The following is a 23,165-nucleotide window of genomic DNA, read 5'->3' on the forward strand; positions in this document are numbered from 1 at the left end:
GCATGGCACCCGGCGTCCCGCGAATCCGCGCTTTCCCGCCGCCGCTCCCGCGACCGCTCCCCGGGCCGGTTGCGGGACCGGCGGGCTCGTGATCGGCGTCGTCACGGGTCGGGAAGGGTGATGTGCCATGCCTCCGAGTGGATTTCGACACGCGGTGAACGGCGCAGCCCGTCGAGCACCTCGCGCCAGGGGGCCGTCCAGCCGGAGGCGAGACCGGCACTGTCGGTGATGGCCAGGGCGAGCAGTTCGGCGACGAGGTGTCCCTCCGCCGCGAGCCGCCGGGCGGCGGGCAGCAGGGCGTCCGGGGGAATGACCTGCCGGCCGTAGGAGCTGATCCGGGAGGTGAGCGGTCGGCCGAAGGTGCGCGTGGCCAGAACCGGACGGTCCCTGAGCGCGTCGGCCAGCCGCCACAGCTCGTCGGCGAGCCGGTCGGGGAACCGCGGATCGTCATCGGGTTCGGGAAGGAGCTGGACCATGATCGACGTGGCCTGGGCGAGATAGCGGGGATGCCCGGCCAGGAGATCGGCGGCCCGCCGCGCCAGGTCCCGGCTTCCGGAGGTTTGACGCGGTTCGGTCAGCCCTCTGGCGATCGTGACGATGCGGTCGCGGGCACGGGGCCGGGAACCGGCGGTCAGCAGGCGTTCCAGTACGGGCAGGACCTGGTCGTCGACCTGCCCGCTCGACAGCAACGCCATGAACACCGGCAGCCGTTCGTCGCCGTCCGGGTCGGCGGGGTCGGCGACCGCCTCGAGGACCGTGTCGTAACCGCCCTCGTACCACTCGGCCCAAACTCTGAACGCCTTGGCCGCCCGGAACCGGACCCCAGGGTCGGTGGCCGCGTCGAGCAGCCGCAGAACGAGCGCCGCATAGGCGGGCCTGTGCGATGGCGCGTACTCCCACGGCTGTGCCTGGCACAGCGCCCGGAACAGCGGCCCGCCGGCGTAGACCTCCACCGCCGCATCGAGGGCGCGCAACGCGCGAGCGTCCTCGGGGATGCGGCGGAGCGCCGTGGCGACGCTCACCCGTACGTCCCGGTGCAGGCCCGGGTCGTTCCAGGCGTCCAGCAGGATGTCGACCGCGCCGGGAGGCCGGTTGCGCACCAGCTGCAACGCGGCCTGCTTGCGCACGGTCACCTTGCTGTTCGGGCCGGTCAGCGCCGCCTCCAGCACAGGCGCCAGCCGGGACGGCGGTATCGCCGCACAGCAGCGTGCCATGGCGGCCACGACGGTACGGGAGGCGTGACCACGGCCGTGGGCCAGCAGGACCGAAAGGGCGCGCTCAGGCTCGTCTCCATGGGCGAGCGCACCGAGTGCCGCTTCGGCGATGACGGTGTCGTCGTGCTCCGCCCACGCGGCCAGTTCGTCGGCGCTCCCGGTGAGACGGCCCAGCCACGCCATCGCGTTCACCCTGCGCTGGAGGGCCGTCGTCTCGTCGGCGATCACCCGCCCGAGCAGGGCGCGGACGCGGTCCCGCTGCGCCGGTGTCCAGCGCCCCGCGAACCCGGCGGGGGGCTCCGACACCCACCCGGCGTCGCCCTCGGCCGCCGTTGTCAGCAGGTCCGTGCGGCGTCCCGCCACCACGCGCCAGACCTGGGGCAGGGCGATCATGGACGGATCCGCTCCCAGCAGGTCGACGGCGCGTTCCTCACGGCGGGCGCCGTCGGCCAGCCAGAGCCCGGCGGCCTCGCGGGCCAGCGGCTCCGGCGCGTGCAGCGCCGCGCTGCGCAGATCGTCCTGCAACTCCTCGATCCCGAACGCCCGGCGCCGCAGCGAACGGGCCAGCACGACGGCGACGGCGAAGTCCTGCCGCTCCCGGGCGGAACGAAGGCACGGCCGCAGCCTGTCGTACAGCTCCCTTTCCTGACCGGGACGCAGCACGAGATCGAGCCGATGGCAGCCCCGGCTCACCCGACGCCGGTCTCCCTTCCGCCTCCGGCGGCGTACGGGCGGATCATCGGCGGGCGAAAGGCCGAGCGCCCCCGCTCCATGGCGCATCACCAGGTGCGCGTACATGTCCAGTGCCCAGGAGGTCAGGCGCGGTGCGGTGCCGGGGTCGATGTGACGCAGCACCCGGTCCGCCAGCGCACGCACCGCATGCCGGGTGGCGGCGGAGGAGTCGGGCGCGTCGACGGCGGCTGCGGACAACCGGCCGAGGTCGTGAACGAAACCGTCATCGAAGAGCGCCGGACGCACCTTCGCCAGCGCCTCCAGCAGCGCGCCTCGCAGCGGGTCCCGGTCGGTGACGGTCCGCGGGACCAGCTCCGACAGCAGACGGCGCAGCACGGCGGAGTCCCCGGTGCGGGCGGCGCACTCGACCAGCAGGCGACGGGCGAGCCCGCGGAGCCTGGGGTCCCCGCCCTTGGCCGCCTCGGTGAGCGGCCCGGCGGCCTCCTCGTACGGCAGATGGGAGGTCAGCTTCAACGGCAGACCCGGATCGTCCAACCACGAACGGGACGGATGCCAGACCGAGGCATGCCACTCCAGCATCCGCCGGGCCTCGGCCGCCGCCCGTTCCGGCGGCAGCAGCGGCAACACCGGCAGAGCGCGCACCCCGCTGCGCGAGCCGTCGTCGTGTTCCACGACCGCGTCGAACGCCGCCTCCCGCAGTCCCGGCGGCAGCGCTCCGAGCAGACGAGGCAGCGCTTCGGGGATCCTCGGCACGGCCGCCAGGACCTCCGGAACCGGCCACCATCGCAGGGTCTTCCGGTAGGCGTCGGTCGACGCCCACCGCCGCCACGATCCGCGCAGGATCCGTGCCGTCCGAACGGGGTCGGCTCTCACCAGCGCCCTGAGCGCCGGAGCGGAGAGCGGCACGAGATGGTGGCCGAGATCGCTCCGCTCCAGCAGGGACAGCGTCCGATCGGGCAGGCTCCGAGCGGCGAGCTCCAATCCGGGAAGGTAACGCCGCCACTGCCATACGTGCTGCGCTTCGACGACGTCGAGCAGCGCCCCGGGATGCCGCTTGCCGATCGCCCGCCACGAGACCACCGCGTGCGCCAGCTCCGGCAACACCGCCGAGACGACCCCGGCGCTGCAGGCCGGCAGCAGGGCCGCCGCGTCCGGATCCCCCCACCGGTCCCTGACCTCGGGCAGCAGCCGGTCCGCCAGCTCCGTGCGGCGGGAGTGCAGCAGCGTCCGGTAGAACGCCCGGCGCAGCTCGGCCGGAGCGTCCTCGAGGACCGCGGCGGCCGCCCGATCCGGCACCGGCAACGTCCGCACGGCCCGCAACGCCGCACGACGCAACCGCATGTCGGGCCCGGCGAGCACCCGCGCCACATGATCGAGATCACGCCCCGCCATGGCCATGTGCAGCGCGACCATGCGCTCGTGGGGGCCCTGCGAGGACAGCTCCGCGAGCACGTCGCGTAGCCGCCCGTCCCCGGCGAGCCGCCGGGCATGGAGCGCCAGCTCACGCATGCGCTGCGGACAGGGAAGAGATTCACCACGCGCCGGCGGCCCACCGGCGCCGTCAGCCGGCCCGTTCGCCGGCCTGGTCGGGCTCAACGGCCCGGGCGGAGACCGCCCTTCCTGTAGATCATGCCGACGATCATGACGGACGCCCCCCGCCGCCGGCAACCCCGCCGCCGGACTCACCGATCACCCCGGCCGGTCAGGGGAGGGTGGTGAGCTTGCGTTTCAGGAGTGCTCCTTCGCGTTCGTTGCGGCACAGCCGTAGGGCGTGCTCCAGTTCGGGGCGCGCCTCGTCAGTGCGTCCCAGGCGGGTGAGCAGTTCGCCGCGGACGCTCGGCAGCAGGTGGGAGTTCGGCAGCGCCTTGGCGGCCACCAGTTCGTCCACGATCGGCAGTGCCGCGGCCGGTCCCGGCCCGCCTGCGCTAGGTCGAACGGGGACGCTGCGGATCGACACGGTCCCGGATCCTTTTCCGCCGTATCGGCGGTCAGGGCTTGACGGCGATCCGGCCGGTGTCGATCCGGATGAGCAGGAGGCGCTCGCCGGTGCGCGCGAGGAACTCGTCGGTGGCCTTGCGCGCGCCCTTCCAGTAGCCGTAGTCGTCGATGATGAGCACGCCTCCGGAGACCAGGCGGGGGTAGAGGTGCTCGAGTTCGTGCTTGGTCGAGGCGTACCAGTCGGTGTCCAGCCGCAGCAGCGCGATCTGTTCGGGAGCCTGGTCGGGGACGGTCTTCTCCACCGGGCCCTGCACGTAGTGGATCCGTTCGGCCGGGTAGGGCACCTGGGCGAACCCCGCGCGGACGTCCTCCAGTGAGGCGTGGGCCCACACGCCGGCGGAGCGGTCCGAGGTGGCCAGCAGGTGGTCGGCGGCACGTCCGTCGTGCCGCCGGTCGTGCTCGGACGGCCGGGTCATGCCCTCGAAGGTGTCGAAGAGGTACAGGTCCCGGGAGTGGTCGCCGGCCATGTCCAGCGTCCGCGCCACGGCGTGCATGCTGCCGCCCCGCCAGACGCCGCACTCCATGACCGCGCCGGGCACCGCGTGGTCATGGATGTAACGGGTCGCGGTGATCAGCGCGTGCAGCTTGGCGTTGCCCGTCATCGTGTACGGGCGGACCGCGCTGATGATGGCCCGGTAGTCCTCGTCGAAGTCCGCCGGGAACCGTCCCCGCCCGGTCGCCGGGCGGCGCGGCCCCGCCGACACCCTGGTCAGCCGGTACCCGGTGACCGAGGCCAGCATCCGGTTCGCTCGCGTCTTCCAGCCGCTCATCTCCACATGACACCACAGCCCGGGTTCCGTGAAGGTCTCCTTCCGCCCCAGAGCGCTTCAGCCCGCAAGTCGGAAGCACTCCGACCCGGAGGGGTCTTCCGAGCACTGCGGACCAGGGAGCCGCAGCACTCCGCCTAGCCGGGGCTTTCCGTGGGCGCGGAGTCGAGCGGGGAACCGTTTTGCCGGACGCCTGAGGCGCTCGGCCGGTGCGATGCCGCACGGGTGGCAGCGGGGCCGGCGGGTGCTCGGCGGCTCGAAAGGGATTGAGGGCGTCGTGCTGCGGGCGAGAGGATGGGGTGATGCGTTCTGACGTCGCGCTCCGGCCGCTCGATGAGGAACTGTTGCAGGAGTTGCTGGACGCCGCGGTCGCGGATGCGGACCCTCTCGAGGTGATGCCGCCGGTGGCGGGGCCGCCGGGGTGGACTCCCGAGCGTCGGAGCGCCTTCCTGCGGTTCCACCGGTCGAGGGCGTTGGCGGCCGAGCCGGTGGAGAGCACCTACGCCATCGTCGTGGAGGACACGGTGGTGGGGGCCGCCCGGTTGTGCCCGATGGAGGAGAGGACGGGGGCGGCCGAGGCCGGGGTGTGGATCGGGCGTTCCCATCGTGGGGGCGGCGTCGGCGGTGCGGCGCTGAGGCGGCTTCTGGCCTTGGCGCGTGCGGACGGGATCGATGCGGTCTTCGTGAGCACGACACCCGACAACACGGCCGTCCACAGGCTTCTCACCGCACTGGGCGTGGATCTCGTTCGTACGGAGGACGCGGTCACGGCGTGGGTGAATCCCGCCGCTGCCGGATGAGGACGGACGACGCCCGGTCGCCTGCACCCTTCGGCCTGGTCGGCCCATCCGGTTCGTCCGGATGGGCCGACCAGGGTCATCGCCGATCCCGACCGGGTCGGCACCTTGACCCGTTCGACCGGACGGCTCACGAACCTCGGTCGGGTCCGGCCGCTCGCGCTGCCGTCCGGTGGGCCGGGTGCCGGTCGAGGGCGACGGAGGCGGTACGGCGTTGCCGTTCAGCCGCCGAAGGTGACGACGTTCAGCCGCCGAAGGTGACGACGAGGCGGCCGTCCGCGGCGAAGGACCACCTCAGGGCACCGGTGTAGGAGGAGCAGCGGGAGCCGTTCGAGCCGGACCAGAACTGGTTGGAGCCGTCGGCGTTGCCGACGATCTTGTCGTTGGTCCCGCTGCCGCTGCGGCAGGAGGTGTTGTTGCGGAACACCGAGGTGCCGGCGTCGAACGAGAAGTTGCGCTGGTCGTTGTCGATGCCGACGTTGTCCGAGATCGTCATCGTGCCGGGGTTCCGGTTGTAGGTGAACCCGTGCTTGCCGTTGTCGTAGGCGATGTTGCGCCGGATGACGTGGTCGACCCCGATGTCCTCGCCGCCGAGCTTGTAACCGTTGCGGTCACCGGCCGAGTTCTGGGTGCCGTCGCTGAGGGTGCCGTTCTTGTAGGCGAGGGAGTCCTCGATGGTCACCGGACCGATGGGGCCGGTGTCCGACTTGGTGTAGAGGTCCCAGCCGTCGTCGATGTTGTTGTGGGCCACGGCATAGCGGAAGACGTTCCCGGGGCCGGAGGTGAGCTTGGCGGCGAAGCCGTCGGCGTCCTCGCCGTCGGAGTCGGCGTTGTCGTGCGACACCGCGCTCAGGATGAGGTTGTTGGACGGCCACTGGTCGCGGGGGGTGCTGGAGGCCATCCGCGAGAGCTGCAGCCCGGTGTCGCGGTTGAAGCGCGTCACCGTGCGCTCGAAGATGTTGCCGCTGCCGCCGACGAAGATCCCGTTGTCACCGGCGCGCTCGACGACGATGCCGTTGACGTGCCAGTACGACCCGTTCACGGCGAGCCCGCGGTTCGCCGGGTCCTCGCTCATGGCCGAGAAGTTCAGCACCGGGGTCTCACCCGGGTAGGCGAACAGCCTCTTGCGGGCACTGGAGGTGCCGTTGTTGCCCGGCGGGATGGTGACCGTCTGCGAGAGGCGGTAGGTCCCGCCGCGCATGTAGATCGTCCCGCCGGCGGGGATGCGGCTGATCGCCGAGGCGAGCGTCGTCGGGCTGGACTCCGTTCCGGGGGCGCCGTCGCTGCCGTTCGGCGACACGTACAGCGCGGTGCCCGGCGGCGGCGTGGTGGTGTCGCCCGTCTCGACCTCGATGTAGTCGATGTTGGGCAGGCCGCCGGAGGTGGTCGGGCTGAACCGGACGGTGTTGCCGCCCGCGTTCAGCGAAACGGTCAGTGTCTTGGTGGCCCACGTCGACCAGGCGCCGGTGGCTTCGAACGACGGCGTCTGCACCGTGGATCCGTTGACGATCAGGCTGGCCGGCCGCGCGGTGGCGGTTCCGTTGGCGAAGCGGACCCTCAGCGTCGCCGTGCCCGCGGCGGGGGCGTTCACGGTGAACTGTGCGTGGGCGCCGACCGCGTTGGTGCCGTTGCAGAATCCGCTGCCGGAGTAGCCGGCCCAGTCGGAGTCGATGGTGCCGGTGCAGACCGCCGAGGAGCTCTCGGCCTCGTAACGGGTGGACGCGGCCTGCGCCGCGTTGCCGGACAGCACGACGAGCGTGCCGGCCAGCAGACCGGCGCACGCGATGACGGGTCTCGGTTGCATCGTTGGTCTCCAGGTTGGTGGTTCGTCTGACCAGGGGTTCGGTGGGGGGGCGGTCGGGGAACCGCGTGGCGGTGACGTCCGCGCCACTGGTGGGCGCCGTGCCGGGCGATGCAGTGCTCACGGCGCGGGGGCGCCGCGTCGGACCGCTCTTCCGACGCGTTCTTTCCAGCGGTGAAAGCGCGGGGGCGATCGGGCTCGGAGCCAGGAAATCGGACGCATGGGGATGACCCCTTTCTGCGGCGATTGAAGGTGCGGCGGCGCGGCCGGTTCGACGGCATGAACGGGCCGGATGGCCGAACACTGCGTTCGGGGGAGAAAGCGCTTTCATTGGAAAGCTAGATGCTCGCCGTGAACGCGTCAACAGACTCGTTCTGTTTTATTGCCCAGATTGCCGAGTTGCTGGATTTGGGGGAGATAGCCGCTGGTCAAACCCTATGAAGAGGCTGTTCGATGCCTGCGCGTCACCCCCGTTCATGAAAGGCTCATGAAAACTCCGGCAAGCGGCTTTCCGGGCATGGTCGGACGACCTTGGAGATCATCCGACGGCCAAGGTGAGATTGCGAAGGCAAAGTGTTATGTCGGCACCGGAAACGAGGCTGGGAGGGTGACGCCGTGGTGGGAGCAGGTGGTAATGCCGCGCCATTGTTCACGGCGATCTCACGCCCTCGGCCTCGTGCGGACCTGCTCGCCGGTCGGCGAGCCAGGCGAAGGCCGCCTCCTGCATGGGGATGTCGAAGCAGTGGGGAGCCGAGAAGAACAGGCCGGTGTATCCGCGGGGCGCGTCCTGGTAGACCTCGGTGATCAGGGCGTGGGCGCGGCGCATGCCCGGTTCGGGGAAGAGGGGGTCGTCGAGGGCGTAGAGCACCAGCAGCGGGCCGGGCGCGCGGCAGGCGACCACGTGCGGCCAGTCGGCCAGCCGGGTCAGGCCGGGCGGGAACAGCATCCAGGAGTGGGCGGCGACGTGCTCCTCGCGCAGGTCGCGGAACGAGGAGACCATCGCGGCCACGGCGACCGCGCCGATCCCGGGGTCCAGGGCGCCCAGCAGGGCGGCGCGGGCGCCGCCGCCGGACAGGCCGATCGCCGCGACCGAGGCGATGTCGGGCCGGGAGCGCAGGTAGGCCGCCGCCGCCAGATCCTCCGAGGCCAGGACGCCCGCGAAGGACGTGCCCAGCACCGCGCAGACCTTCGCCACGACGTGCTCGTGCTCCCGGGCCGCCCGGTCGTAGTCGTCGGCCCGGTGCCGGCCGAGGGGCGGGCGGCGGCTGCCCCAGGCGAACACGTCGTGGACGAGGACGGCGAAGCCGCGGCGGGCCAGCTCGCAGGCGTAGGCACGGCCGCCGTAGAGCCGCCGGCGGAGCCGGAGCACCTCGGCGGACGGCGGCCGGGGACCGTCGGCGATCTTCTCCTTGCCGGCCCACTTCATGCCCGCGTGACAGTGCATCGCCACGACCCCGGGGAGCGGCCCGGCCGTATCACGGGGACGCAGCAGATAGGCACGGGTCCGCGGGCCGAACCCGACCGTCCACGACAGTTCCTCTCCCGAGAGTCCGCCGCCCGCGTCGGTCCAGCGGCGTTCCACCCGTACGTCGCGGACGCGCAGGTCCAGGACGCCCAGGGCGTCGCGGAGCGCGGCGCGCAGGTCCGGGCCCGGCGGAGGGAACAGACCGCGCTGATGCGCGGCCAGCTCCGCCAGCCCGGAGAACCCTGCCAACATCAGCCCGCGAGCCGGATGCCGTCGTCCAGCAGGACGGGCGCGCCGCGCGCGGCCGACAGGTTCGCCGACACCCCGATCATCACGCTGGCGACGCCCGCGCGGTATCCCGCCTGCCGGGCCAGGGGGTCGTCGCCGGCGCCGCGGAACACGTCGTCCAGCAGGAGGGCGTCGCCGCCGCCGTGACCGCCCGCGCCCGACTCGATGGGGATCTCCTCCGGCTCGCTCCAGTGCCGGTGCAGCACGAGCCGTTCGAAGGCGCCCGCGGCGTGCTTCTTGTCGGCGGCGGTCGGGTCGATCGCGGCGTGCGGCGGGGTCCAGGCGCGCTCGACGACCTGCAGTTCCAGCCGCCCGCCGGTGCCGTTGAACGCCACCCGGTAGCCCTCGAACGGGCCGTGGGCGTTGAGGGAGTAGGTGAGCAGCGCCCCCCGGGAGTAGCCGACGAGGACGGCCATGTTGTCCTCGATCGTCACCCCCTCGCCGAACACGTCCTGGTCGCGGATGTAGCCGTCCTCGTGCTCGGCGTCCAGATAGAGGCGCTTGAGCCGGGGATCGGCGGCCAGGTCGAGCAGGTAGGGGTCGGTGCCGAGCCCCGGCGCGCCCCGAGCGCGTTCCGGCCGGTCGCGCAGGCCGCGGGCGCGGGCGTTGTCCGCCCCGTAGAACCGCAGGGCCGACCGGGCGTAGACCGTGCGGGCGGTGTCGTCCAGCCACCAGTTGACCAGGTCGAAGTGGTGGGTGGCCTTGTGCACCAGCAGCCCGCCGGAGTTGGCCGCCTCGCGGTGCCAGCGGCGGAAGTAGTCGGCTCCGTGGATGGTGTCGAGCACCCACTCGAAGTGCACGGAGGTGACGTCGCCGATCGCGCCGTCGGCGATCAGCCGGCGTACGGCGCTGTTGCGCGGCGAGTAGCGGTAGTTGAAGGTGACGACGAGCCGGCCGGTGCTCCGCTCGGCGGCCTCGGCGATGGCCGCGCAGTCCTCGGCGGTGGTGCACAGCGGCTTCTCGACGACGACGTCCTTGCCCGCCTCCAGGGCGGCGACGACGTAGCGGGCGTGGGTCGCGTCGACGGTGGCGACCACGACGGCGTCCGCGAGCCCCAGCATCTCGTCGTACTCGTGCGGCGCGAAACAGGGGACGTCGCGGCCGATCCGGCCGAGGTAGTAGCCGAGCCGGGTCCGGTTGACGTCGCAGAGGGCGACGATCTCGCCGGTGTCGCTCCACTCGCCGAGCAGCGCGTCGACGTACATCTGCGCCCGGTGACCGAGCCCGACGAAGGCGTATCGCATGGAGGAACCCCTCAGAAGAGTGCCGGAAGAGGGTGAGGGTGCTGTACGGCTCACCGCGAGCGGACCCACATGGTCGTCAGAAGGGCCCTGCACCCGACGATCCCGAAGACCACCGCGAGCGGACCCACGCCGCCTGAGGGCCTTGCACCCGACGATCCTGAAGACCACCGCGAGCGGGCCCGCGTGGTCGTGAGGAGGAGCGGGTCAAGATCGCGAGGAACGAGCGATCTTGACCCGCGACGACGAACGACCACGCGTCCCCAGGCCCGCGAGCCGCGCGAGCGGAGCGAGCGCAATGAACTATGAGAGGGCGGCGTCGGCCTCGCTGAGCAGGGTCTTGGCCGCGGCGTCCGGGGAGGCCTTGCCGAACAGCACCGAGTCGGTGGCGCGCTCGAGGATGTCCTCCATCTCCATGGCGCCCTTCGGCGGGACCGCGGCGGTGCTCAGCTCGTTCCTGGTCGACTCGATGAAGGCCAGCACCTTCCGGTCGGCCGGCGCCAGCTTGTCCTTGACGGCGGCGACGACCTTGGCGTTGGTCGGCAGGCCGCGGTCGCTGAGCAGGATCGCGCCGGCCTCGGGGTCGTTGACCATGAAGTCGACGAACTTCCGGGCGGCCTCGGCGTTCTCGGTCCTGGCCGAGATCGTGTAGTACATGGCCGGCTGCAGGAACATGCCGGAGCCGGCCGCGCCCGGGGCCTTGGGCATCCGCAGCAGGTCGAGCTGCTGGCCGGAGCCGGTGGTCAGCGCGGTGAGCTGGTTGCTCCACCAGCTGCCGAACGCGCTGTCGTTGGTGGCGAGCATGGCCTGGTCGACCTTGGTGCCGGTCTCGTTCATCTTGGCGGCGTCCGGGCCGGCCTTGGTGGAGATGATCTTCTGCAGCAGGGCCCACCAGTCCTTGACGGTCTGCTCCGAGAGGCCGAGCCTGCCGTCGGCGTAGAAGCTCTCGCCGCGCTGGCGGGCGAAGATCTCCAGGAAGGCGGGGTTGCGGTTCCACTCGGTGCCCCACAGGTCGCCGCCGCTCTTACTGGTGATCCGCTGGGCGAGCGCGATGTACTCGTCCCAGGTCCAGGTCTTGTCGTCGGGGACCTTCTCGCCGGCCTTCTCCACCGACGCCCGGTTGACGATCATCGGGAAGGTGTTGACGCCGGTGGGGATGGCGTACTGCCTGCCGCCCACCTGGCCGGCCTTGAGCACCTGCTGGTCGAGGCCGGTGGTGTCGACCTTGCCCGCCAGGTCGGCGAGGATGCCGCGGCCGGCGTACTCGGCGAGGCCGCGGATCTCGATGGTCATCACGTCCGGGGCGTCGCCGGCCGCGGTCTTGGTGGCCAGCTTCTCGTAGTAGCTGTCCCAGTCGGAGAAGTCGCCCTCGACGTCGATCGTCGGGTTCTTGGCCTCGAACTTGGCGATGGCGGCCTCCGTCAGCTTCTGCCGGGCGTCGCTGCCCCAGTAGGAGAAGACGACCTTCGTCTTCCCGTCGGAGCCGCCGTCGTCGCCGCCGCATGCGGCGGTGGCCGGCACCGCGAGCAAGGTGAGGGCGGTGGCCGCCAGGATGCGCTTCATCGGGGTACCTCCGGGGGGTGGGGGAGTGGGGGTGAGGGGGCGCGGAAGGGCTATTTGAAACCGGTGGTCGCCATGCCGCGGACGAGGTATTTCTGGCCCGCCAGGAAGAAACCGAAGATCGGGCCGAGGGAGACGATCGACATCGCGAACAGCGGTCCCCAGGAGGAGTCGCCGCTGGAGTCCATGAAATGCCGGAGCGCGACGGGGACGGTGAGGTTGTCGGAGTCGGTCAGGTAGAGGTTCTGGGTGAAGAAGTCGTTCCACGTCCAGATGAAGGTGAAGATCGCCGTGGTCGCCAGCGCCGGGACGCACAACGGCAGGATCACCTGGACGAACGTGCGCCAGTGACCGGCGCCGTCGATCGCCGCCGCCTCGTCCAGTTCCCGGGGCAGGGTGCGGATGAACTGCACCATCAGGAAGATGAAGAACGCGTCGGTGGCCAGGAACTTCGGCACGACGATCGGCCAGATCGTGTTGATCCAGTCGAACTTGGCGAACATGATGTACTGCGGGACGACCGTGACGTGGTGCGGCAGCATGATCGAGCCGAGCATGACCGCGAACCACACCTTTTTCAGCGGGAAGTCCAGCCGGGCGAAGGCGTAGGCCGCCAGTGAGCAGGCCACCAGGTTGCCGACCACCGCCAGGCCGGTGATGAGCGCCGAGTTCCACAGGTAGTAGCCGAAGGAGTGCTTGAGGGCGTCCCAGCCCCGGCTGTAGTTCTCGGCCGTCACCTCGCCCGGCACCAGCCCCGGCTCCCGGAAGATGAGTTCCTCGGGCTTGACGGAACTGGAGACCATCCACAGCAGCGGGTAGAGCATGAACAGCCCGAAGGCGATCAGCAGCAGATGCCTGACCAGGCGCGGGGCGGGCCGGAAGAGGACCGGCGCCGGCTTACTTGTCGTCGCCATAGAAGACCCAGAATCGAGACATGAAGAAGTTGACGCCGGTCAGGACCGCGATGATGAACAGCAGCACCCAGGCCATTCCGGCCGCGTAGCCCATCTCGTAGTCCTTGAAGCCCTTGTTGTAGAGGTAGAGCGTGTAGAACAGGGTCGAGTCGACCGGTCCGCCGGTGCCGCCGCTGACGATGAACGCCTGGGTGAAGGACTGGAACGACTTGATCACCTCCAGCACCAGGTTGAAGAAGATGATCGGGGTGAGCAGCGGCAGGGTGATCGAGCGGAACTTCCGCCACGGCCCGGCGCCGTCCACCGAGGCCGCCTCGTACAGGCTCTGCGGGATCTGCCGGAGCCCGGCCAGGAAGATGACCATCGGGGCGCCGAACGTCCAGACGTGCAGGACGATCAGCGTCCACAGCGCGGTGTCCGGACTGGTCACCCAGCCCTGGCCTTCGTAGCCGAACAGGCCGAGGAACGAGTTGACGATGCCGTCGGTCCCGAAGATCTTCCGCCACAGGATCGAGATCGCCACGCTGCCGCCGAGCAGTGACGGCAGGTAGAAGACCGAGCGGTAGAACGGCAGGCCGCGCAGTCCCTTGTCCAGCGCCAGCGCCAGCGCCAGGGCGAAGGCCAGTTGCAGGGGGACCGACACCACGACGTAGGTGGCCGTCACCTTCAGCGAGGTGAGGAACCGGTCGTCCTCGGTGAACATCCGCTCGTAGTTGTCGAGGCCGATCCAGCGGCCCTCGCTCAGGATGCTGTAGTCGGTGAACGACAGGTAGAGCGAGGCGATGATCGGCCCGAGGGTGATGGCGAACAGGCCGAGGAACCAGGGGGCCAGGAACAGGTAGGCCGCTCGGGTCTGCGATCGGCTGCGGGAGCTCCTGCGGCGCCCGGGGCGGCGGGCGCCCGCCGCCTCGGGGGGCCTGACCGGCGCTTTGGCCGTCCTCGCCGTTACGGGACTCAGTGTCATCACTGGCCCTTCGGGGAGTCGGTGGGATGGATGCGCTCTTCCTATAGCGTCACCGCCGATGACGTCAACCCTTTGCAGTGAGCCAGCTCACGATGCATCGCTGTCGTTCCCTGCATTTAGGCAGGTCAAGCGGGTCTTGTTGGAAGCGGCAGTGCAGCGAAAACGGGCCGATCCGGCTTGGGTTAGTACAACCGATTGCAGTCGCCCGATGGCAGCACGGCAACGCCGGCCGGCTCCTGCCGGTCGGCGTCGGGGCCGGTCGGGCGGGTCGGGCGGGTGCGGCCTCCGCACCCGCCTCAGGGGGCGGGCCGCGTCCTGAACAGGTAGGTCGTGCTCGAGACGTACTCCCGGCCCGGACGCAGCACCGTCGAGGGGAAGCCGGGCCGGTTGGGGGAGTCGGGGAAGTGCTGGGTCTCCAGGCAGAGCCCGGCGAACGGGCCGTAGGGCGTGGCGCGGCCGTCGAGCATGTGCCCGGTGTAGAACTGCACGCCCGGCTCGGTGGTGGTCACCTCCATCGACCGGCCGCTGCCGGGATCGGTGACCGTCGCCCCGCCCCGGAGCACGAAGCAGTGGTCGTAGCGGCCGTCGAGCCGCGCGTCCACCCGGGCCGGGGCGGTGAAGTCGAACGGGGTGCCCGCCACGGGGGCCAGTTCGCCGGTGGGGATCTTGCCCTCGTCGACGGGCAGGTAGCGGTCGGCGTCGATCCGCACGAGGTGCCCGCGCACGTCGCCCGCGCCGGCGAGGTTGAAGTAGGAGTGGTTGGTCAGGTTGACGACGGTGGGCGCGTCGGCGACCGCCCGGTACTCGATCCGCAGCGCGTCCCCGTCCAGCAGGTAGCGGACCCGCACCCGCAGGGTCCCGGGGTAGCCCTCCTCGCCGTCCGGGCTGAGCAGGCTCAGGGTGATCTCCTCCGGGCCCGCCGACTCGACCCGCCACACCCGCTTGTCGAAGCCGCGGACCCCGCCGTGCAGGCTGTGCTCCCCGTCGTTGGCCGGCAGCCGGTGCTCGATCCCGTCGAGGGTGAACCTGGCGCGGGCGATGCGGTTGCCGTAGCGGCCGACGACCGCGCCGAAGTAGCGGCTGCGGTGCAGGTAGTCCTCGAGGGTGTCGAGGCCGAGGACGACGTTGGCGCCGTCGGCCACCTCCAGCCGCTGGATGGTCGCGCCGTAGCTGAGGACCGCCACGCGCAGCCGGCCGTTGGCGAGCACGTGCCGTTCGACCGGCTCGCCGCCGGGGGCGACGCCGAAGACGGTGCCCTCACGCCCCGCGGGATCGATGCTCATGGGACTCCTTTCGGGGGAGCGGTGGACTCGCGGACCACCAGATGGGTCTCCAGGACGGTGGCGGCGCTCATCGACTGGACGAGCAGGTCGACCGCCATCCGGCCGGCGTCGCCCGCGGGCATCGCGACCGTGGTGAGCTTGGGCCGGTACAGGCGTCCGGTGATGCTGTCGTCGAAGCCGATCACGCTGATGTCGCCGGGAACGCCGACGCCGAGGGCGCCCAGCCCCTCGATGAGCCCGATGGCGACGAGGTCGTTGTAGGCGAGCACGCCGGTCACCCCTGCCTCGGCGACCTGGGCGGCGACGGCCAGGCCGCCCTCCTCGGTGGGGGAGTTGGGGCCGATGACGACCGTCTCCAGATCGGGGGTCTCCAGGACGGCCTTGCGGATCTCGCCGCTGGTCCACGAGCCGGACGGCCCCGACACCAGGGCGACGCGCCGGTGGCCGAGCCCCGCCAGGTGCTCCATGGCGGCGCGGGCGCCCTGGGCGACGTCCATCACGACCGTGGTCAGCCCGCGGATCCGCCGGTTGACCAGGACGAACGGGACGCGCTTGGCGAGCTTTTCGAGGGCCTTGTTGGACAGCCGGGGGCTGCACAGCACGATGCCGTCCACCTGTTTGGAGAAGGCCAGCACCAGGTCCTCCTCCTCGGCGGGGTTCTCGTCGGTGTCGGCCACGAACAGGTGGTAGTCCTGGCGGCGGGCGGCGGCCTGCGCGGCCTTGATCAGCGGCGGGAAGAACGGGTTGGCCAGGTCCGCCACGATCAGCCCGATGTTGTTGGTGCGGCCCGTCGTCAGGGAGCGCGCCGCCCGGTTGGGCCGGTAGCCGAGCTGCTCGGCGACCGCCAGCACCCGGGTCCGCGTCTCGGCGTTCACCAGGTGGGGCGCGGAGAAGGTCCGGGAGACCGTCGACACATGGACGCCCGAGGCCTGGGCGACGTCCCGAATGGTCACTGACATGTCGCACACCCTAACGCAACCGTTTGCAAACGGTTCGAGCGTCCTGAGATCGATTGCTGGTGAACTACCACGGTTACTTGACGTATCACCTTCTCTGCCGGGATTGTTTACTGCAACTGATTGCAGTGCCGGAAGGAGTCCACAGGGTGAGCAGAGTGCTCGTCACCGGAAGCGCGGGCCGCCTCGGCCGCAGCGTGGTCACCTCGCTCGCGGCGGCCGGACACGAGGTGATCGGCGTGGACCCCGCGCCCGGCAGCCCGCCCGAGGCCGCCGCGGTCCTGCCCGCCGACCTCACCGACCTCGGCGAGGCCCACTCGGTGATCGCGCGGTTCCGGCCGGAGGCGGTGGTCCACCTGGCGGCCATCGCGGTGCCGTTCAGCCGCTCGGAGGCGACCACGTTCCGCGTCAACACCCAGCTCGCCTTCAACGTCTGCGCGGCCTGCGTCGCCCTGGGAGTGGACAGGCTCGTCGTGGCCAGCAGCCCCACGGTGATCGGGTACGGCGCGCCGGGCGGCTGGACCCCCTCCTACCTACCGCTGGACGAGGACCACCCGACCGAGCCCTGGAACGCCTACAACCTGTCCAAACTCGTGGCCGAGCAGACCATGAAGGCGTTCGCCCGGAGCACCGAGACCACCCGCATGGCCGCCTTCCGCCCCTGCTTCGTCGTCGCCCCCGAGGAGTGGGAGGGCGCCCCCACCCAGACCGGGCACACGATCACCGAGCGGCTGGAGCGGCCCGAGCTGGGCGGGACCTCCCTGTTCAACTACCTCGACGCCCGCGACGCCGGCGACTTCGTCGACGCGCTGCTGGCCGGGCTCGCGCGGCCGGAGACCAACGGCGAGGTCTTCTTCGCCGGTGCCGCCGACGCCCTGGCCCGCGAGCCGCTGGCCGAGCTGCTGCCCGCCGTCATGCCCGAGACCAAGGGCCTGGCCTCCGTCCTGACCGGCACCGCCCCCGCCTTCTCCTCCGCCAAGGCCGAGCGGCTGCTCGGCTGGACCGCCAAGCGCAGCTGGCGTACCGAACTCTCCTGAAAGAGGCCCTGCTGATGAAGCTCGACGGAGTTCTCTTCTTCCCCGTGACCCCCTTCGGCCCCGACGGCGCACTCGCGCCCGGCGTACTGGCCGACCACGTGCGCCAGGGGCTCGAGCACGGGCCCGGCGGAGTGTTCGCCGCCTGCGGGACCGGCGAGTTCACGGCGCTGTCGGAGGCCGAGCACGCCGAGGCCGTCCGGGTGGCGGTGCAGGCCGTGGCCGGATCCGTACCGGTGTTCGCCGGAGCGGGCGGGCCGCTGGGCGCGGCGCTCGCCCAGGCGCGGGCCGCCCGCGCGGCCGGTGCCGACGGCCTGCTGCTCATGCCGCCCTACCTCGCCCAGGGGCCCGGCTTCGCCGACTACGTCCGGGCGGTCGCCGCCGTGCTGCCGGTGATCCTCTACCAGCGCGGGCCGATCGCGCTCGAACCGGAGACCGCCGTCGAACTGGCCGCGATCCCGGGCGTCATCGGGCTCAAGGACGGCCTGGGGGACATCGACCGCATCCAGCGGATCGTGCTGGCCGTCCGGGACGTCCGCGAGGACTTCCTGTTCTTCAACGGGCTGCCGACCGCCGAGCTGACCCAGCCCGCCTACCGGGCGCTGGGCGTCGACCTGTACTCCAGCGCGGTGTTCGGCTTCGCACCCGAGATCGCCAGGGCCTACCTGGACGGCGACCGGCGGCTGCTCACCGCGTTCTACGCGCCGCTGGTGCGGCTGCGCTCCAAGGTGCCGGGCTACGCGGTGTCGCTGGTCAAGGCCGGAGTACGGCTGCGCGGCCTGGACGTCGGCGACCCCCGGCCGCCGCTGGTCCCCGTGACGCCCGAGCACGAGGCCGAGCTGGAGGAGCTGATCAAGTCGGGTCTGGCCCTGGTGGCGTCATGAACGAGCGGAGCGAGTTCATGAGCGCTGTTCTCACCAGGGGGTGTGGGGGATTGTCCCCCCACAAGGAGGCGTCGTGATCGAGGACCTGTCGGTCACCCTGAGGTCGGTGCCCCTGACCCGGCCGTGGGGTCCGGACGTGCCCTGCAACCACGCGCTGCTCGTCACGGTCACGCTGGACGACGGACGCCGCGGCACCGGGCTGTCCTGGACGCCGCAGATCGGCGCCCACGCGATCAAGGCCCTGCTGGAACACGACGTCCGCGACGCGGTGATCGGCCTGCCGCCGCATCCGGAGGTCGTCTGGGACCGGCTGTCGGCCCGGCTGGGTGAGGCGGGACGGACCGGGATCGTCCCGATCGCCCTGGCCGGGGTGGACCTCGCGCTGTGGGACCTGCGCTGCGGCGAGCGCCCGCTGATCGAGGTCCTGGGCGCGCGGCGCGAGAGCGTCCCCGTCTACGGCAGCGGGATCAACCGCCACTACCCGCTGGAGGAGTTGCGGGCGCAGGCCGAACGGTGGGTCGCCGCCGGCTACACCGCGGTCAAGATCAAGGTCGGGCGGCCCTCCCTGGCCGAGGACGTCGAGCGGGTCGCGGCGGTCCGCGAGGTGATCGGCCCGGACCGGCTGCTGATGATCGACGCCAACCAGCGGTGGGACCTGCACCGGGCCCGGACCGCGCTGCGCGCCCTGCAGGAGTACGACCCGTTCTGGATCGAGGAGCCGCTGCCCGCCGACGACCTGGCCGCCCACGTGGAGCTGCGGCGCGGCATCGGCACTCCGGTCGCGGTCGGCGAGAACGTCGCCACCGCCCACGGCTTCCGCGACCTGCTGACCGCCGGCGCCTGCGACGTCGTCCAGCCGAACGTCGTGCGGGTCGGCGGGATCACCCCGTTCCTGCGGATCGCCGAGCTGGCCCGCGTGTTCGACGTCCCGGTCTATCCGCACCTGCTCACCGAGCTGTCCGGCCAGCTCGCCCTCGCGCTGCACCATCCCGCGATGGTGGAGCGCGTGGAGGACGCCACGCTGACCGAGCTGGGGCTGCTCGCCGACCCCTCCCCGGTGGAGTTCGCCGGAGCGGAGTTGCGGGCCACCGGGGCGCCGACGAGGTGGGCGACGTGAAGCCGGTGCGCGTGGTGGTCGCCGGAGTCCACGGATACGGACGCCACCATCTGGAGAACGTCCGGCGGCTGGCCGGGGCCGGTCGGGCCCAGCTCGTCGGCGTCTGCGATGTCCGGCCCTCACCCGATCTCGGCGTGCCGTGCTCGGCGGACCTGCCGGCGCTGATCACCGAGACCGGCGCGGAGGTCGCGGTGATCGCCACCCCGATCCACACCCATGCGCCGCTGGCCGTCGCGGCGCTGCGGGCCGGGGCGCACGTGCTGCTGGAGAAGCCGCCCGCCCCGTCGGTCGAGGAGTTCGAGCGGATCTCGGCCGCGGTCGCCGAGACCGGACTGGCCTGCCAGGTCGGCTTCCAGTCGCTCGGCTCGGCCGCCGTGCCGGCGGCGGCCGGGCTGCTGGGCGAGCCGATCCGCGGCATCGGCGTCGCCGGCGCCTGGACGCGGCCGTTCTCCTATTTCTCCCGCGCGCCCTGGGCGGGCAGGCGCCGGCTGGACGGCGTGGACGTCATGGACGGCGCGCTGACCAACCCGTTCGCCCACGCGGTGGCCACCGCGCTGGCCGTCGCCGGCGCCGACGAGGTCTCCTCGGTCGAGGGGATCGAACTGGAGCTGTACCGGGCCAACGCGATCGAGTCCGACGACACCTCCAGCGCCCGGATCCGCCTGGCCGACGGGACCGTCATCGCGATCACCGTGAGCCTGTGCGCCGGCCGCCGCACCGAGCCCTACCTGCACCTGCACGGCCGGACGCGGTCGGCCCGGCTCTTCTACACCGTCGACGAGCTGGAGCTGGACGGCGTCCGCACCGGCTTCGACCGGGTCGACCTGCTGGCCAACCTCCTGGCGCACGTCAGGGAGGGCGAGGAACTGCTGGTGCCGCTGGCGCGGACCGGCGGCTTCACCCGGCTGCTGGACGAGATCCGGCGCGCCCCCGACCCGCTGCCCGTCGGCGGCGCCCGCACCGAGCCGACCCGGCTGGTGCTGCCGGGCATCGAAGGACTGGCCGTACGCGCGGCGGCGGAGCTGAAGACCCTGTCGGAACTCGGCTTCCCCGGCAGCCTCGGCCCCCGGCCGGAGCCCTGGCCGGAGACCGTGCTGTGCGCCGGACCGCAGCAGGTCGCCACCTACGTCCAGCGGGGCGACCTGCAGGCGACGGACGCGCCGCGGCCCCACCTGCACCCGGTCCGCACGCTCGGCGGGACGGTCGTCACCGAGGTCCAGCCCGACGATCACGTGCACCACTTCGGGGCGGGCGTGGCGATCTCGGACGTCAACGGGGCCAACTTCTGGGGCGGCTCCACCTATGTGCCCGGCGTCGGACCGAAGATCCTCCCCAACCACGGGCGGCAGCGGCGGCGGTCGCTGCGCCCCGTGGGCGGCGGCTTCGCCGAGCGCCTGGACTGGATCGGCCCGGACGGCACCGTCCTGGCCGCCGAGGACCGCACCCTGGTGGCCCGCCCCCTGCCCGGCGCGTGGGCGCTGGACTTCGCCTTCACCCTGCACAACCGGACCGGCGAGCCGCTGTCGATCCAGAGCTCGGCGTGCAAGGGGCGGGCCGGTGCGGGCTACGGCGGGTTCTTCTGGCGTGCGCCCAAGGACTCCACCGGGCCGGCGGTCTTCACCGCCGAAGCCTCCGGCGAGCAGGCCGTGCACGGCAGCCGCACGCCCTGGCTGGCGCTGACCTGCGACGACTGGAGCCTGCTGTTCGTGCAGACCCGCGGGCTCGACCCGTGGTTCGTCCGCGTCGCCGAGTACCCCGGCGTCGGACCGGCCCTGGCCTGGGACACGCCGCTGAGCGTCCCCGACCGGCTGGACCGCGCGATCACCGTGGTGGTCGCCGACGGCCGGCTCACCCCCGCACGGGCCTCGGCCCTCTTCGCGGAGCACACGAACCCATGAGGGCCTTCACCGCGGGGCCGCCCGTCCCACCGAACCGACCTGGAGGACACCCGTGACCGTCTGGAGCATCGACGCCCGCTCCGGCGAACGCCGTACCGAGCACGCCGAGACGACGCCGCAGGAGGTCGGCGCGCTCTGCCGCCGCGCCCACGACCTGCTGCCCGTCCTCGACGAGGCCGGGCCGCCGGGCCGCGCCGCCCTGCTGGAGGCCATGGCCGACGCCCTCGACGCGCGGACCGGCGAGCTGGTCGCCGTCGCCGACGCCGAGACCGCCCTCGGCGAGGTACGGCTGACCGGCGAGACGGCCCGCACCAGCGGCCAGCTCCGCCTGTTCGCCGAGGTGCTGCGCGAGGGCTCCTTCCTCGACGTCCGCCTCGACTCCGCCGATCCCGGCGCCACGCCGCCCAAACCCGACCTGCGCCGGATGAACGTCCCGCTCGGGGTGGTCGGCGTCTTCTCGGCGAGCAACTTCCCGTTCGCCTTCAGCGTCGGCGGCGGCGACACCGCCAGCGCCCTGGCGGCGGGCTGCACGGTCGTGGTCAAGGCGCACCCGCTCCATCCGGACACCTCGGTCCTGACGCTCGCGGCGCTGCGGGCGGGCGCCGAGGCCGCCGGATTCCCCGGGGACATCGTGCAGCTCGCGCACGGCCGCGAGGCGGGCATCGCCCTGGTGCAGGACCCCCGCGTGAAGGCGATCGGGTTCACCGGCTCCGTCGGCGGCGGCCGGTACCTGCACGACCTGGCCATGTCCCGGCCCGAACCGATCCCCTTCTACGGCGAGCTCGGCAGCCTCAACCCGCTCGTCGTCACCCCCGGCGCGGCGCGGACCCGGCTGGCGGAGATCGCGGCGGGCCTGTCGGCCTCCGCGACGCTCGGCGCGGGACAGTTCTGCGTCAAGCCCGGCCTGGTCCTGGCCCCCGCCGGCAGCGGGCTGGCCGAGGCGATGGCCGAGCACTTCACCGCCCTCGACCCCCAGGTGCTGCTCGGCGACCCGATCCGCGAGGGGTTCACCGCGGGAGCGGCCGAACGTGCGGCCGTCCCCGGCCTGCGCACCGTCGCGACCGGCCGGACCGGAGACGGACGCCAGGTCACCGCCCGCCTGCTCGCCGGCCCGGTCTCGCTCCTGCGCTCCTGCGACCTGCTGCTGGAGGAGTGCTTCGGCCCGCTGACGGTCGTCCTCGAATACGAAGGCGAGGACGAACTCGCCGAGGCCCTGGCCGCCGCCCCCGGCACCCTCACGGTGACCCTGCACAGCGGCCCGGAGGAGGAAAAGCTCGCCGCCCGCCTGATCGCCCTGGCCCGCGAGCGCGCCGGCCGCCTCGTCTTCGACGCCTACCCCACCGGCGTCACCGTCGGCTGGGCCCAGCAGCACGGCGGCCCCTACCCGGCCACCACCGCCCCCACCACCACCTCGGTCGGCACGGCGGCCGTCTTCCGCTTCCTCCGCCCGGTCGCCTACCAGAACTGCCCGCCCGCCCTCCTCCCGCCCGCCCTGCGCGACGACAACCCCTGGTCGCTGCCCCGGCGCCGCGACGGCGTCCTGGAACTGCCGTGAACGACACCATCCTGCTCGCCGACGGCGCCGTGCTCGGCGTCTTCCCGGCCTCCGGCGAGGAGGGCCGGACGGCGGCGATGCTCGTCCTGCCCGGCGGCGGCTATGCGCGCCTGGCCGAGCACGAGGGCGCCCCCGTCGCGCGGTGGCTGTCAGGGCTGGGCATCGCGGCGTTCGTCCTGCACTACCGGGTCGCGCCGCACCGGTACGCCGCGCCGCTGCTGGATGCCCGGAACGCCCTCGCCCATCTGCGTGCGAACGCCGACCGGCTGGGCATCGACGCCCACCGGATCGGGGTGCTGGGATTCTCCGCCGGAGGGCATCTGGCCGGGCTGCTGGCCACCGACCCGTCCGAGCGGCCGGACGCGGCCGTCCTGGCCTATCCGGTGGCCAGCCTGCTGACCCTGCCCCACGAGGGCTCCGTCACCAACCTGCTCGGCCCCGACCCCGACCCCGCGGACCTGCACGACCTGTCCTTGGAACATCGCGTCGACGGCGACACCCCGCCCACCTTCCTGTGGCACACCGCCGACGACGCCTCCGTCAGCCCGATGCACTCGTTCCTGGTGGCCGGCGCGCTGGCCCGCCACCACGTTCCCTTCGAACTGCACGTCTACCGGACCGGCGGGCACGGCCTGGGTCTGGCGGCGGACCACCCGGCGGGGGCGTGGACCGCCGCCTGCGCCGCCTTCCTGCGCGATCTCGGCTGGTGCTGAACCGTTCGCCGGGGCGTTCCGAC

Annotated in this window: 18 protein-coding genes; 7 read left to right on the forward strand and 11 right to left on the reverse strand. The window is 72.2% G+C overall.

Annotation, left to right across the window (positions count from 1 at the left end; genetic code table 11):
* Positions 1 to 101: 101 nt before the first annotated feature.
* The 3 genes from HNR21_RS15275 to HNR21_RS15285 all read right to left on the reverse strand — a co-directional run bounded on the left by HNR21_RS15275 (position 102) and on the right by HNR21_RS15285 (position 4,675).
* The gene (locus HNR21_RS15275) at positions 102 to 3,416 is read right to left on the reverse strand and encodes a hypothetical protein (RefSeq protein ID WP_182705753.1); all 3,315 of its coding nucleotides are present in this window, start codon (positions 3,414 to 3,416) and stop codon (positions 102 to 104) included.
* Between the two features lie 193 nt (positions 3,417 to 3,609).
* On the reverse strand, positions 3,610 to 3,864 hold the full coding sequence (locus HNR21_RS15280; protein ID WP_376766588.1) for a hypothetical protein: 255 nt from the start codon (positions 3,862 to 3,864) through the stop codon (positions 3,610 to 3,612).
* Positions 3,865 to 3,895: 31 nt separating this feature from the next.
* The gene (locus tag HNR21_RS15285) at positions 3,896 to 4,675 is read right to left on the reverse strand and encodes a TylF/MycF/NovP-related O-methyltransferase (RefSeq protein WP_119731688.1); all 780 of its coding nucleotides are present in this window, start codon (positions 4,673 to 4,675) and stop codon (positions 3,896 to 3,898) included.
* A 299-nt stretch (positions 4,676 to 4,974) separates the two neighbouring features.
* Here HNR21_RS15285 and HNR21_RS15290 point away from each other — a divergent pair, with 299 nt between their 5' ends.
* The gene (locus HNR21_RS15290) at positions 4,975 to 5,472 is read left to right on the forward strand and encodes a GNAT family N-acetyltransferase (RefSeq protein ID WP_119727698.1); all 498 of its coding nucleotides are present in this window, start codon (positions 4,975 to 4,977) and stop codon (positions 5,470 to 5,472) included.
* 241 nt (positions 5,473 to 5,713) lie between these two features.
* Here HNR21_RS15290 and HNR21_RS15295 read toward each other — a convergent pair whose 3' ends face one another.
* From HNR21_RS15295 to HNR21_RS15330, 8 genes are all read right to left on the reverse strand, one after another.
* Positions 5,714 to 7,273, reverse strand: coding sequence for a right-handed parallel beta-helix repeat-containing protein (locus HNR21_RS15295; protein WP_119727699.1), 1,560 nt, complete (start codon positions 7,271 to 7,273; stop codon positions 5,714 to 5,716).
* Between the two features lie 646 nt (positions 7,274 to 7,919).
* Complete coding sequence (locus HNR21_RS15300) at positions 7,920 to 8,987, reverse strand: dienelactone hydrolase family protein (RefSeq protein ID WP_119727700.1); 1,068 nt, start codon at positions 8,985 to 8,987, stop codon at positions 7,920 to 7,922.
* On the reverse strand, positions 8,987 to 10,267 hold the full coding sequence (locus HNR21_RS15305) for a Gfo/Idh/MocA family protein (RefSeq protein ID WP_182705754.1): 1,281 nt from the start codon (positions 10,265 to 10,267) through the stop codon (positions 8,987 to 8,989). The genes HNR21_RS15300 and HNR21_RS15305 overlap by 1 nt, the downstream gene beginning before the upstream one ends.
* Positions 10,268 to 10,567: 300 nt before the next feature.
* Positions 10,568 to 11,827, reverse strand: a complete 1,260-nt coding sequence (locus HNR21_RS15310; protein WP_182705755.1) for an ABC transporter substrate-binding protein — start codon at positions 11,825 to 11,827, stop codon at positions 10,568 to 10,570.
* Between the two features lie 50 nt (positions 11,828 to 11,877).
* Positions 11,878 to 12,738 carry a carbohydrate ABC transporter permease gene (locus HNR21_RS15315; RefSeq protein WP_119727703.1) on the reverse strand — a complete coding sequence of 287 codons (861 nt, stop codon included), beginning with the start codon at positions 12,736 to 12,738 and terminating at the stop codon, positions 11,878 to 11,880.
* On the reverse strand, positions 12,722 to 13,702 hold the full coding sequence (locus HNR21_RS15320) for a carbohydrate ABC transporter permease (protein WP_182705756.1): 981 nt from the start codon (positions 13,700 to 13,702) through the stop codon (positions 12,722 to 12,724). The genes HNR21_RS15315 and HNR21_RS15320 overlap by 17 nt, the downstream gene beginning before the upstream one ends.
* A 296-nt stretch (positions 13,703 to 13,998) precedes the next feature.
* A complete protein-coding gene (locus tag HNR21_RS15325) occupies positions 13,999 to 14,985 on the reverse strand; it encodes an aldose epimerase family protein (protein WP_119727705.1) in 987 nt (328 codons plus the stop codon).
* Positions 14,982 to 15,944: a LacI family DNA-binding transcriptional regulator gene (locus HNR21_RS15330; protein ID WP_182705757.1), complete on the reverse strand. Its 963-nt coding sequence runs from the start codon at positions 15,942 to 15,944 to the stop codon at positions 14,982 to 14,984. The genes HNR21_RS15325 and HNR21_RS15330 overlap by 4 nt, the downstream gene beginning before the upstream one ends.
* A 146-nt stretch (positions 15,945 to 16,090) precedes the next feature.
* On the opposite strand from HNR21_RS15330, the gene HNR21_RS15335 reads away from it, so the two are divergent.
* The 6 genes from HNR21_RS15335 (at position 16,091) to HNR21_RS15360 (ending at position 23,142) form a co-directional block, all read left to right on the forward strand.
* The gene (locus tag HNR21_RS15335) at positions 16,091 to 16,978 is read left to right on the forward strand and encodes an NAD-dependent epimerase/dehydratase family protein (RefSeq protein ID WP_182705758.1); all 888 of its coding nucleotides are present in this window, start codon (positions 16,091 to 16,093) and stop codon (positions 16,976 to 16,978) included.
* A gap of 14 nt (positions 16,979 to 16,992) precedes the next feature.
* Positions 16,993 to 17,859 (forward strand): 5-dehydro-4-deoxyglucarate dehydratase, encoded by an 867-nt coding sequence (locus tag HNR21_RS15340; RefSeq protein ID WP_119727707.1) that lies wholly within the window; start codon positions 16,993 to 16,995, stop codon positions 17,857 to 17,859.
* 73 nt (positions 17,860 to 17,932) lie between these two features.
* A complete protein-coding gene (locus HNR21_RS15345) occupies positions 17,933 to 18,976 on the forward strand; it encodes a mandelate racemase/muconate lactonizing enzyme family protein (protein WP_182705759.1) in 1,044 nt (347 codons plus the stop codon).
* Positions 18,973 to 20,874 (forward strand): DUF6807 family protein, encoded by a 1,902-nt coding sequence (locus tag HNR21_RS15350; protein ID WP_182705760.1) that lies wholly within the window; start codon positions 18,973 to 18,975, stop codon positions 20,872 to 20,874. Before HNR21_RS15345 ends, HNR21_RS15350 begins: the two co-directional genes overlap by 4 nt.
* 52 nt (positions 20,875 to 20,926) lie before the next feature.
* A complete protein-coding gene (locus HNR21_RS15355; RefSeq protein WP_182705761.1) occupies positions 20,927 to 22,429 on the forward strand; it encodes an aldehyde dehydrogenase (NADP(+)) in 1,503 nt (500 codons plus the stop codon).
* Entirely contained in the window at positions 22,426 to 23,142 is a 717-nt protein-coding gene (locus HNR21_RS15360) for an alpha/beta hydrolase (protein ID WP_182705762.1), read from the forward strand. Before HNR21_RS15355 ends, HNR21_RS15360 begins: the two co-directional genes overlap by 4 nt.
* The last annotated feature ends 23 nt before the right edge of the window (positions 23,143 to 23,165 follow it).

The sequence above is a fragment of the Thermomonospora cellulosilytica genome (assembly GCF_014138835.1).
GTDB classification, from domain to species: domain Bacteria; phylum Actinomycetota; class Actinomycetes; order Streptosporangiales; family Streptosporangiaceae; genus Thermomonospora; species Thermomonospora amylolytica.

What these genes read in the sequence shown, in the direction of transcription:
- HNR21_RS15325 (WP_119727705.1), bottom strand. Translation starts at nt 14,985, where the DNA reads ATGAGCATCGATCCCGCGGGGCGTGAGGGCACCGTCTTCGGCGTCGCC.
- HNR21_RS15275 (WP_182705753.1), bottom strand. Translation starts at nt 3,416, where the DNA reads ATGCGTGAGCTGGCGCTCCATGCCCGGCGGCTCGCCGGGGACGGGCGG.
- HNR21_RS15290 (WP_119727698.1), top strand. Translation starts at nt 4,975, where the DNA reads ATGCGTTCTGACGTCGCGCTCCGGCCGCTCGATGAGGAACTGTTGCAG.
- HNR21_RS15315 (WP_119727703.1), bottom strand. Translation starts at nt 12,738, where the DNA reads ATGGCGACGACAAGTAAGCCGGCGCCGGTCCTCTTCCGGCCCGCCCCG.
- HNR21_RS15330 (WP_182705757.1), bottom strand. Translation starts at nt 15,944, where the DNA reads ATGTCAGTGACCATTCGGGACGTCGCCCAGGCCTCGGGCGTCCATGTG.
- HNR21_RS15285 (WP_119731688.1), bottom strand. Translation starts at nt 4,675, where the DNA reads ATGAGCGGCTGGAAGACGCGAGCGAACCGGATGCTGGCCTCGGTCACC.
- HNR21_RS15340 (WP_119727707.1), top strand. Translation starts at nt 16,993, where the DNA reads ATGAAGCTCGACGGAGTTCTCTTCTTCCCCGTGACCCCCTTCGGCCCC.
- HNR21_RS15310 (WP_182705755.1), bottom strand. Translation starts at nt 11,827, where the DNA reads ATGAAGCGCATCCTGGCGGCCACCGCCCTCACCTTGCTCGCGGTGCCG.
- HNR21_RS15320 (WP_182705756.1), bottom strand. Translation starts at nt 13,702, where the DNA reads ATGACACTGAGTCCCGTAACGGCGAGGACGGCCAAAGCGCCGGTCAGG.
- HNR21_RS15305 (WP_182705754.1), bottom strand. Translation starts at nt 10,267, where the DNA reads ATGCGATACGCCTTCGTCGGGCTCGGTCACCGGGCGCAGATGTACGTC.
- HNR21_RS15300 (WP_119727700.1), bottom strand. Translation starts at nt 8,987, where the DNA reads ATGTTGGCAGGGTTCTCCGGGCTGGCGGAGCTGGCCGCGCATCAGCGC.
- HNR21_RS15295 (WP_119727699.1), bottom strand. Translation starts at nt 7,273, where the DNA reads ATGCAACCGAGACCCGTCATCGCGTGCGCCGGTCTGCTGGCCGGCACG.